Below are 9,868 nucleotides of genomic sequence, written 5' to 3' on the forward strand. Positions count from 1 at the left end.
CTTAGTGGTTGTGCTTTAGTAGTCTTAACAGCAACTTCCTTAACCTGGTTAGCATTCGCAACATTAGCTTTACTGCTACCTTTATCGCTACAGGCAGCAAGTATTGTTACCATGCCTAAAGTAGCCACTAAGCTCAATTTCATTACTTGTTGACGTATGTTGCGATGTTGATTCATGGCAATAGAGTCCATCCATTTTAGGGTTCATTAGTTATACACAGCTAAAATCAAAATGGATTTATTTTTGTCTAAATTCTGTAAATGTAATAAATTTCCAATCTAAAATTATTTGAACATGAAATTAGTTTGCACCCAAAGTGATCTGAGTACACACCTTTCCCTTGTAAGTAGAGCAGTTCCTTCCCGTCCTACTCACCCAGTCCTTGCCAATGTACTATTGCAAGCGGATGCAGACAATAACCAGGTAAGCTTAACTGCTTTTGACCTCAGTTTGGGTATTCGTACCAGTTTTAGTGCTGAGGTATTTCAAGGGGGAGTATTGGCTCTACCAGCTAAATTACTGAATGACATTACCTCTCGCCTACCAGAGGGGGATATTACCTTGGATGATGAATCAAATACAGTTGAAAGTGAATCATCAGAAGGTTTAACTTTAACCCTGACTCCCCAAACAGGTAGATATCAAGTCAGAGCAATGGCGGGTGAAGAGTTTCCAGAATTACCATTACTGGAAGAAGCACAAACTATGGAGCTAAGTGCAGATGCTTTAATCGCAGGATTGCGGGGTTCTTTATTTGCTACCAGTGCCGATGAAACCAAGCAGGTGCTCACAGGGGTACATTTGAAAGTACAACCAGATACCTTAGAATTTGCAGCCACAGATGGACACCGTTTAGCTTTGGTGGAAACTGCGAATGAAAACCCAGATGGGAATGGTGAAAATCAACTGGAAGTGACTGTACCTAGTAAAGCACTGCGGGAATTGGAGAAAATGTTGGTTCATAATAAGAGTGAAAATGAACTAGTAACTCTTAATTTCGATGCAGGTCAAGTTGTTTTTCAGTGGCAAAATCAACGCTTGACTAGTCGGACTTTGGAAGGACAATATCCAGCTTATGGTCAATTAATTCCCAGCCAATTTGAGCGAGAAATTAATTTAGATCGGCGACAATTTGTCACTGCTTTGGAGCGAATCGCTGTATTTGCTGACCAAAAAAATAATATTGTCAAAATTAATATTGACAGTATAGAACAAGAAATTACTTTATCTGTGGAAGCTCAAGAATTGGGTAGCGGTAGAGATTCTATCCCAGCAGAAATATCTGGCGATGATATAGTTATTGCCTTCAATGTCAAATATTTAATGGAAGGTTTAAAAGCCCTACCATCTACAGAAATTCTCATGCAAGTGAATCAACCTTTAACTCCAGTTATATTTAAACCCTTGGGAGGTATTAATATGACCTATTTAGCAATGCCCGTACAGTTGAGAAATTAGTTGTTAGTTGATGGTTGTTAGTTGTTATTTGTTAGTTGGTGGTTGATGTTTTTTGAGTCGAACAATACTGTCCTAACCAATATGTCCATTGCTATATTTTATTTGAGTATAAAGTCAGCGATTGCTTTTTCTGTTTTGACTTTCATCTGTGATGGTACACTCAGTAAGACTAAGCGTTGCTTTATACTCTTAAGGCGACGTTTAACTCGACTGGGAATACCATATCCATAGATAACATGCCCTTTTCCCGCTAACACCACCACTTGATAACTAGGTTTTGCGACGACAAACTTGGTAATACCCTCCGCCATAGTTTCATCCCACAACACTTGAGCAGTAAAAAAGCGATCTGCACCTTTACTATTACCATGTCCTGCGGCTTGATGATTGTGGAAAGCTGCTAGGACTAATTGTCGATATTCTTGATTATCGGTACGAATTTCCTCAAGGGGAGGGATAAATTTTCTTTCCCTAGGGGTTAGGCTTGACAAACCTTGACGAGCAACTTTGCGGGTAACTTCACTAGGGGTATTTAAGGCTAAAACAGGTAATCCTTTTTCTTTGGCAAAACGGAGGATGGGAGCATAATATTCCCAAGGGAAAACCCACCGTTGTTTATATTTACTCTGCTCCACAAGTTCAGCTTCCGTAATCTTTCCCGTTAGATATTGATCAACAATATTTTGATAGGGAGCCTGGAACATTTCCATCGCAATCGCAATTTTTTGATTTCCTTGGTACAATCCCTGAATAATTTTTAACTGGTTTTGATGATCCACTTCACTATCATGGGTTTCACCTAAATAAACCACCTGGGCTTTTTTTAATTCAGGTAGTATTTGTTGCCAATTATTAACACATTTACTCTCGAGGAATTGTTGCGTACAGTCAGGCTCTAATTTAGTTTGTGCAGCAGTTGGTGAAATGTAAAATAATAGAAAAAAAGCAAAAATAAAAAAGTAATAAGAAAGTTTTTTCCATTGTTTCATTAATGTACACCAATCAAAATTTTATAGATTTTGATTAATTCTAATACTATTTCTTGCTCAATTTATGAATCTTCTATTTCCTTCTGACTTCTTCATTTACCATTAGTAGGGTAGGCACTGCCCACCTTACTCTTATTGAAAAGGTGCAAGATATGTGGAGAGATGTAAAATATTACCTGTAACTCCTGTGTAAGTAAGCTGCTATTCATGAAAGGAATCTGGTTAGAGAACAAGCAAATACAACTACGCACTGATATCCCTACTCCCGAACCTCCTCCTGGAGAAGCCTTAGTCAAGGTACTAGCGGCAGGTATCTGCAACACCGATTTAGAATTACTGCGGGGTTACTATCCCTATGCTGGTATTTTAGGACATGAATTTGTTGGTGTAGTTACTCAAGGTCCAGATAAACTCCTACATCAGCGCGTGGTGGGAGAAATCAACGCAGCTTGCGGTAAGTGCAGGTTTTGTCGCCGTGGTATTCCCACTCACTGTGAAAACCGTACTGTCTTGGGTATCGTCAATCGCAATGGAGCCTTTGCAGACTACCTTTGTTTACCTGTAGAAAACCTGCATCCCGTCCCCGACAATGTGCCTACGGAAGTAGCAACTTTTACCGAACCCATTGCCGCAGCTTTGGAAATTCAACAACAGGTAGATATTCATCCAGACGATAAAGTTTTGGTGGTGGGAGATGGTAAATTAGGGCAATTGGTAGCTCAGACATTAGCTCTAACTGGTTGCGATTTATTAGCCATCGGTAGGCATAAAGATAAACTCGCAAACTTAGAAGCACGGGGTATCAAAACTGGCTTTGCTGATGCGGTGACCGATAGAGCCTTTGATATTTCTGTTGATTGTACAGGTAATGCTTCCGGGTTTGACCTAGCTCGCCGTGCTTTGCGATCGCGGGGCACTTTAGTATTAAAAAGTACCTATGCCGGCAATCTCAGTTTAGATGCTTCTGCTTTGGTTGTGGATGAAATCACCATGATTGGTTCTCGTTGCGGTCCTTTTTCCCCAGCATTGGAGTTACTAGCACAAGAAGCAGTAGACGTAAAACCTTTGATTCAAGCTCGCTATTCTCTCATGGAAGGAATGACAGCTTTTACCAAAGCACAGACAAAGGGTGTGTTAAAAGTATTGTTAGAAATGGACAATAATTAAAATAAGTAATAAGTAATAAGTAATATAACCGTAGTCACCAAAATAGGGAGTAGGGAGTAGGGGAAGAGGAAAAATACCCTACTCCAGGATGGTTTGTTAGCGTTAGCGTTAGCGAAGCGTCTCCTGAAAGGAAATAGGGTGTCCGGTAGGACATAGCCCCCGGATTTATCCGTGGAAAGTTAAGAAAATTTGGGTGGAGAGGCGCGTTTGCGGTGACAGACAAAACGTCAACATTAAATCCCATAATTTTAAGTATGGGGCATCCCTACTCCCACGCCCCTACTACCTACTCCCTCGTTAATTGTATTAGGAAATTGCTTGCTTGAGAAGAATTTCCCAATAGTAGGAAGACTTATTGTTTATGTCCTAACCTGGCTGGCTACAGCTATAGTAACTATTTCACAATTTAAAATCCAAAATGGCATAAGTTTACTGTTCATAGGTTTGATGGTTCAACAATGTCTTAACGTATATGCGTAGTTCTATATCAGAGATGTAAAATCAAGAAAGAATCTCATATTGTTCTTGAGACAGAACAGACCATGCACAATACTGATACATTAACTACTGAGAATACAGCCCTAAGTTTAGAACTATTCCATGTGCAAACCAATACATCTTTTGATTTTCCTTTATATAGTTCTGTAATTTGTATTGGTAAACCGAACGAAGAAAGACAAATAGATATAGATGTTTCTCACTTACCGGATACTGATATTGTATCTCGCTATCACGCAGAAATTCGTGTAGAAGGTAATACTTGCTATATTCAAGACTTAGGTAGTTCCAACGGTACCTATATTCATCAAACCAAGCTAGAGCCAAATATTCCCTATCAGCTCAAATTAGGTGATCACATAGAGTTTGGTCAAGGGAATAAAGTTACATTTATACTTCAATACAAACAAACACACCAATCCCATATCCCAGTTAGAGCCAATCCTACAACTATTCAGTCTCCAGGTATCAAAGCAAATTTGAGCAGAACTTCTAGCAATCGCACTAGCAGATTCATCGGATTAGTATTAATCGTAGCAGGGGTGGTAATGTTAGCTGCCAACACTCGCATTGGCATTTTTGTCAGTATACCTAGTATATTGTTATGTCTCGCAGGAGTTTTCGTCCTCACTCAACGGCGTTTTAACCGCAATATTGGCTGGATTCTCATTGGGTTAGGTATAGCCATAATTCTGTTTACTGGTAATTTCTTTGCTACTTTTAACTTATTAGCAATTTTAATCGCATCCACTTTATTGTTTGCTGGTTATCAAATATTGACAACAGGAAAAGTTCTCAATTACGGCTGGGAAGATATTAAAAAATTCTTCAAAAAATAATTAATTATTGTCTGTTATGAGTTATTTATCAATAACTAAGTAGTAGTAGGTAATCAAAATTACAAAATTTTAGTTATCCAGAAACCAATTATAATTTTCTCCAAGAGGTAGGATAAAAAAGAATATTAATCTACCGAACATTTGATGATTAATATTACATAAATATTCCCAAAAAATACCAATGCAACACCCATTGCAAAAAATTTCCTCTGATAATTATTTAAGTATTTTTTTCCCATTACTATTGTTGACAACTATTTTGGCTATAGTCATGTCTGTAATCCCTTTACAACCAGATATCATGAGTTTTACTGTAAATAGTCTCAAAGTTGTCAAATATTGGGATGAAGCAGCCAAAATTAGAGCTGCTTTTGTTATGGGATTAGACTTTCTATATTTAACCGTTTACTCAACTACCTTAAGTCTTGCTTGTATCGGTGCCATTCGGGTGTTTGAAACTGTACACTCTTCTTGGAAGTCAATAGGAATGGCTATTGCTTGGAGTCAGTGGTTGGCAGCATTTTTAGATATAATAGAAAACATTGCTTTGACAAATATTTTGTTTAACAATGTCAATCAAATCTTACCTCAAATTGCTAAATGGTGTACAACATTAAAATTAATCTTAATTATTTTAGGTCTGACTTATATAGTGATGGCTGGAGTTGCAGGTATGAGATATTTTGGCTCACGAAAAAATTATTTTTGATCTATAACAATTGAATATGATTGAGGTTAATATCAGATGCTGACAAAAATAAGAGGGTTATTTTTTGTAGGATTAGGCTATATGCTTTCACCATTATCTTGGTGGAATGATGTATTTTTTAATCTTCCCATTGCCTATTTATTTGGTTATATTGTCAGTTGGATATTTCCTGATTTATTTGTAGCAGCAACAATTGCGGGTTATTGGTTATCAAATGTGTTGGGAATTTTGATGATGCAGATGGGAGGTACAGATATTTTTTGGGGAGAAAGACCAAAGAATATTAAAAAAGATATGGCAATTAGTTTGGGTAGTTCAACGGTATATACTTTAATAATTATTGCTTTAGTTTATTTCCATATTTTAGCATTACCTGATTTTCTATTTACTAATTAATTTTAATTGCTTTTGAGTTAAGGCTGAAAGTTAATCCCCAATTGGATACTAAGAGAGAAAAAATGATTGCGACATATGGGAAGAAAGAACAAATTATGCAGTCATTCTTTCATAATCCAAAATGGTATTACTTTTGTGATTAGATTATGAATCTTTATCTCCATAGGTCTGTTTCAGTACTTTTTCTATAGAACCCATTTGCTTAAATTTTTGAATCATCCAATCAGCTTTAGTTACTTTAGTTTGCAGCATCATCTTTAGGGGTTGCAAATACTGAATATCTAAGTCTTGCGCCAATGCATTTTCTGCTGCTTGTAAAATTGCTTGGCTATGGTTAAAAATATCTTCATCGTGAAAACCTTTTTGTGCCGAAAGTTGATGTAAAGCAGCATCTGGTATTACAGCTCTACCTAGTAGTGATTTATCTAAGATTAAACCTTTTAATAGAGCCAGCAACCCAGCATAAATAGAAAAATCATCACAACTGTCAAATGCTTTAAATTCAATCCTCCCCACTTCTGCCGGAATCCGTGCTATTTTTGTCAATGAAGGTACACTTTTTATAATTTGTTCGTTCTTTTCTACAAATACCATTGCTGCTGGTCTTTTCCCTGTTCTCACAAATGTTCTTACAGAAAGTCCAGACCATAAATCCCCTTCGTAAAACGGAGAACTATAACTAAAAGGTATAATATAAGGACTGTAATAAGTCAGCTTTCTGCCAATATCAATTACATCTTCATAGGATAACTGGGCTACGGAAATGTTTAAGTCTGGGCCATAGGTTAACATAGGAATATGGGCAGTCTGTTTTTCTGGAGAAGCTTTTCGCCGTTGAATTTCATAATTGTTTAATGGTTGTTGGGGTTGAAAGCTAGAATGGAAGGGATTAAAACTAACCAAGACTGGTGAAAAGCCAAATTGTGCAGCAACTTCGCACAATAAATCAAAACTTTCTGATAATTCTTGAATAGCAGTTTTAATGTCTGTATGGATAGTTGTTCTAATTTCAATCCCTTTGGGAATACAGTCGGTGACATTTGCAGACTCGGAAAATCTTTCAAATCCTTCAATATACCATCTCTTTTTTTTGATTCCAGCATCTCCTATACGTAACTGGGGATAGTCGGTTGAGTAGGTGGGTAATCTTTCCACAATTTGATTAAAATCAGCAAAATTTGTTTGATTGAAATCAGCAAATTTCCCCATTTGATTGATAAATGATACTTCATGCTCAATACCAAAATAAAACATTTTTATGCCTTTTTATATGAATAAATTGCTTTGATTATACAAATATTTTATCATTTTTAATATTTTGAGACTTCAGTCGAAGTCAGATATATTTTCTCAAGTTATACATACAAAATTTCATATCAAAATTTGGAGGAATTATTATGATTGTCATAGTCATAATATAGTCATTGCAACCCAAAGAAGCAATCGTCACGACTACGTAAGTCCTATAGATTTGTGAAGACTTATATAAAAACAAATATCAATAAATATCTCAAAACATGAATAAACAATGATATTTTGGTTAGTTTGGAGAGGACATGAACCGTAAGACCTTGATTCAGAAAAGCAAAAGGCTCAAGCTCAGCCCTAGAATACCAGCATTTTTACTACTCAGAGCTTTGGCAAAACGAGCCACAATCCCTGATCGCAACCCAGGCTAGTATGGACTCAGAGAAGCTAGAGGCGTGTGTTTATGACAAGTGCTGTTCAATCTCCTTACAGTAGTGAACAAGTTGCCGCTTGGCTACGTGGACTGCTGACTATTGCTTGGGCTGATGGTGATTTTGATGCCCAGGAAAGAGAATTAATTACTAGTATCACTCAAGATGAACTGGCTGGAGGGGTGAATTTAGAATCCTTCGATGCCATTGAACCAGAAGAATTAGCGGCTGTTTTGGGTGAAGGTACACCCTTAGCAGAAAATTTTTTGCGGACGGCGGTGATGGTAGCGATCGCAGATGGGACTTATTCTAAGAGTGAAGACTATCTCTTACACCAGTTATGTATAGCCTTAGGGGAGCCAGAAAATATTTTAGGGGCTCTGCGCCATACCTTAGAAAATGGCAAGCAAGCAGCAATCGCAATTCCCACTCAACCATCTAAACCCCAGCTAGATCCCCTGCATCCCTTACGAGATTGGCTAGATGGGTTAGACATTGAAGACCCGAGAGTAGCCCGCTTCTTGTGCAAAATGATCCCTTCCCAGTGTCCTTTTGAGCGGGATATCACCCTATTTGGGCGTAAGATAGTACACATTCCTCCTTTGTGTAAAATCAATCCCCTGTATGAGCAAATGGTCGGTTTACGTTTTCGTGCCTTATCTTATTTGGCAGATGATTGTGGTGAGGATATTTCACCATATATTTAAGTTAGTAGTAAGTAGCCGACATAAACTGTATACATGGGGGTAAATAAAATCTTAATTTACTCTGCTAATATTTTCAGCCAGTGAGTGGTTGTCATTTACCGCTCACTGCTAACTACTGACTAGTTCCGAACCATGCAATTTATTGATCGAGTTGAAATTGAAGTTGAGGCTGGGAAGGGAGGTGATGGTATTGTTGCTTTCCGGCGAGAGAAATTTGTACCCGCAGGGGGTCCTGCAGGGGGGAATGGGGGATATGGTGGTTCAGTGATTTTCACCGCCGTTGAAAATCTCCAAACCTTGCTTGATTTCCGATATAATCATCGTTTTCAAGCCGAAAATGGTGCCCGTGGGGGTCCTAAGAATCGCACGGGAGCATCAGGGAAGAATTTAATGATTGAAGTTCCCTGTGGTACGGTTGTCTACGATATGGAGACAGGGGAAGTAATTGGAGATTTAATTACTCATGGACAAACCCTAGTAGTTGCCCAAGGGGGAAAAGGTGGACTGGGTAATAAACATTTTTTAAGTAACCGCAATCGTGCCCCCGAACACGCTTTACCGGGATTACCGGGGGAAATTAAGCAGTTACGTTTAGAATTGAAATTATTGGCAGAGGTGGGAATTATTGGACTACCCAATGCAGGTAAATCCACCCTCATTTCTGCTTTGTCAGCAGCCCGTCCCAAAATTGCTGATTATCCTTTTACGACTCTTGTACCCAATTTAGGGGTAGTACGCAAGCCTACTGGCGATGGGACTGTGTTCGCGGATATTCCCGGATTAATCGCTGGTGCATCCCAAGGTGCGGGATTGGGGCATGATTTTTTAAGACATATTGAGCGTACCCAGGTTTTGCTACACTTGATTGATGCCACTAGTGATGATGTGGTGGGAGATTACCAAACTATTCAGCAAGAATTAAAGGCTTATGGGCACGATTTAGCAACACGTCCCCAGATATTAGCATTGAGTAAAATTGACGCAGTAAGTAGCCAAAATCTGAATTTGTCAGAATTAGCAACTGAATTAAATCATCTTTCCCATGCTCCAGTTTTCTTAATTTCCTCTGTTTCTGGTACTGGTCTAGAGGCTATGTTACAAGAAATTTGGAGTGTTTGCGATCGCTTGAAGTTAGCAGAGATGGAGACAACTATTTTTAATTAACAATTTTAGAGACAGAATCTCTACCCTTTATTTAAAATCAACAATGGAGACTACAAAAGGTTTTCGCCACTGGTTTGCGACAAATATGGGTATTACAAATGCCCGTAGAGAAGAGATTTATTGTGACTTGTTAAATTCAGTAACTTTAGAAGATGTGAGTTACTGGCTACAAGTCCTATTTTCAGCTGCGATCGCGACTTTAGGATTAGTATTAAACAGTCCGGCGGTAATTATTGGAGCAATGTTGATTTCTCCTTTGATC

Annotated in this window: 9 protein-coding genes and 1 pseudogene; 8 read left to right on the forward strand and 2 right to left on the reverse strand. The window is 38.2% G+C overall.

The window, feature by feature from the left end; genetic code table 11:
• The first annotated feature begins 294 nt into the window (after positions 1-294).
• Entirely contained in the window at positions 295-1,458 is a 1,164-nt protein-coding gene (gene dnaN / locus CALSC_RS22445; RefSeq protein WP_088243469.1) for a DNA polymerase III subunit beta, read from the forward strand.
• Positions 1,459-1,556: 98 nt separating this feature from the next.
• Here the strand turns inward: dnaN and CALSC_RS22450 are convergent, their stop codons facing one another.
• The gene (locus CALSC_RS22450) at positions 1,557-2,447 is read right to left on the reverse strand and encodes a ChaN family lipoprotein (RefSeq protein WP_088243470.1); all 891 of its coding nucleotides are present in this window, start codon (positions 2,445-2,447) and stop codon (positions 1,557-1,559) included.
• Positions 2,448-2,654: 207 nt separating this feature from the next.
• Here CALSC_RS22450 and CALSC_RS22455 point away from each other — a divergent pair, with 207 nt between their 5' ends.
• The 4 genes from CALSC_RS22455 to CALSC_RS22470 all read left to right on the forward strand — a co-directional run bounded on the left by CALSC_RS22455 (position 2,655) and on the right by CALSC_RS22470 (position 6,056).
• Positions 2,655-3,614: an MDR/zinc-dependent alcohol dehydrogenase-like family protein gene (locus CALSC_RS22455; protein WP_088243471.1), complete on the forward strand. Its 960-nt coding sequence runs from the start codon at positions 2,655-2,657 to the stop codon at positions 3,612-3,614.
• Positions 3,615-4,156: 542 nt separating this feature from the next.
• A complete protein-coding gene (locus tag CALSC_RS22460) occupies positions 4,157-4,951 on the forward strand; it encodes an FHA domain-containing protein (RefSeq protein WP_088243472.1) in 795 nt (264 codons plus the stop codon).
• A 181-nt stretch (positions 4,952-5,132) separates the two neighbouring features.
• Positions 5,133-5,660 (forward strand): hypothetical protein, encoded by a 528-nt coding sequence (locus tag CALSC_RS22465; RefSeq protein ID WP_088243473.1) that lies wholly within the window; start codon positions 5,133-5,135, stop codon positions 5,658-5,660.
• A gap of 36 nt (positions 5,661-5,696) precedes the next feature.
• Complete coding sequence (locus tag CALSC_RS22470) at positions 5,697-6,056, forward strand: hypothetical protein (protein WP_088243474.1); 360 nt, start codon at positions 5,697-5,699, stop codon at positions 6,054-6,056.
• Positions 6,057-6,200: 144 nt separating this feature from the next.
• Here CALSC_RS22470 and CALSC_RS22475 read toward each other — a convergent pair whose 3' ends face one another.
• On the reverse strand, positions 6,201-7,310 hold the full coding sequence (locus CALSC_RS22475) for a glutamate-cysteine ligase family protein (RefSeq protein WP_088243475.1): 1,110 nt from the start codon (positions 7,308-7,310) through the stop codon (positions 6,201-6,203).
• 457 nt (positions 7,311-7,767) lie between these two features.
• Between CALSC_RS22475 and CALSC_RS22480 the strand changes: the two genes are divergently transcribed.
• From CALSC_RS22480 to CALSC_RS22490, 3 genes and pseudogenes are all read left to right on the forward strand, one after another.
• Positions 7,768-8,442 carry a Mo-dependent nitrogenase C-terminal domain-containing protein gene (locus CALSC_RS22480; RefSeq protein WP_088243476.1) on the forward strand — a complete coding sequence of 225 codons (675 nt, stop codon included), beginning with the start codon at positions 7,768-7,770 and terminating at the stop codon, positions 8,440-8,442.
• A 132-nt stretch (positions 8,443-8,574) separates the two neighbouring features.
• Positions 8,575-9,606, forward strand: a complete 1,032-nt coding sequence (obgE, locus tag CALSC_RS22485) for a GTPase ObgE (RefSeq protein WP_088243477.1) — start codon at positions 8,575-8,577, stop codon at positions 9,604-9,606.
• Positions 9,607-9,649: 43 nt separating this feature from the next.
• Positions 9,650-9,868, forward strand: a pseudogene (locus tag CALSC_RS22490) (DUF389 domain-containing protein); the annotation flags it as partial.

It is taken from the genome of Calothrix rhizosoleniae SC01, from assembly GCF_900185595.1.
GTDB classification, from domain to species: domain Bacteria; phylum Cyanobacteriota; class Cyanobacteriia; order Cyanobacteriales; family Nostocaceae; genus Calothrix_A; species Calothrix_A rhizosoleniae.

What these genes read in the sequence shown, in the direction of transcription:
- dnaN (WP_088243469.1), top strand. Translation starts at nt 295, where the DNA reads ATGAAATTAGTTTGCACCCAAAGTGATCTGAGTACACACCTTTCCCTT.
- CALSC_RS22450 (WP_088243470.1), bottom strand. Translation starts at nt 2,447, where the DNA reads ATGAAACAATGGAAAAAACTTTCTTATTACTTTTTTATTTTTGCTTTT.
- CALSC_RS22455 (WP_088243471.1), top strand. Translation starts at nt 2,655, where the DNA reads ATGAAAGGAATCTGGTTAGAGAACAAGCAAATACAACTACGCACTGAT.
- CALSC_RS22460 (WP_088243472.1), top strand. Translation starts at nt 4,157, where the DNA reads ATGCACAATACTGATACATTAACTACTGAGAATACAGCCCTAAGTTTA.
- CALSC_RS22465 (WP_088243473.1), top strand. Translation starts at nt 5,133, where the DNA reads ATGCAACACCCATTGCAAAAAATTTCCTCTGATAATTATTTAAGTATT.
- CALSC_RS22470 (WP_088243474.1), top strand. Translation starts at nt 5,697, where the DNA reads ATGCTGACAAAAATAAGAGGGTTATTTTTTGTAGGATTAGGCTATATG.
- CALSC_RS22475 (WP_088243475.1), bottom strand. Translation starts at nt 7,310, where the DNA reads ATGTTTTATTTTGGTATTGAGCATGAAGTATCATTTATCAATCAAATG.
- CALSC_RS22480 (WP_088243476.1), top strand. Translation starts at nt 7,768, where the DNA reads ATGACAAGTGCTGTTCAATCTCCTTACAGTAGTGAACAAGTTGCCGCT.
- obgE (WP_088243477.1), top strand. Translation starts at nt 8,575, where the DNA reads ATGCAATTTATTGATCGAGTTGAAATTGAAGTTGAGGCTGGGAAGGGA.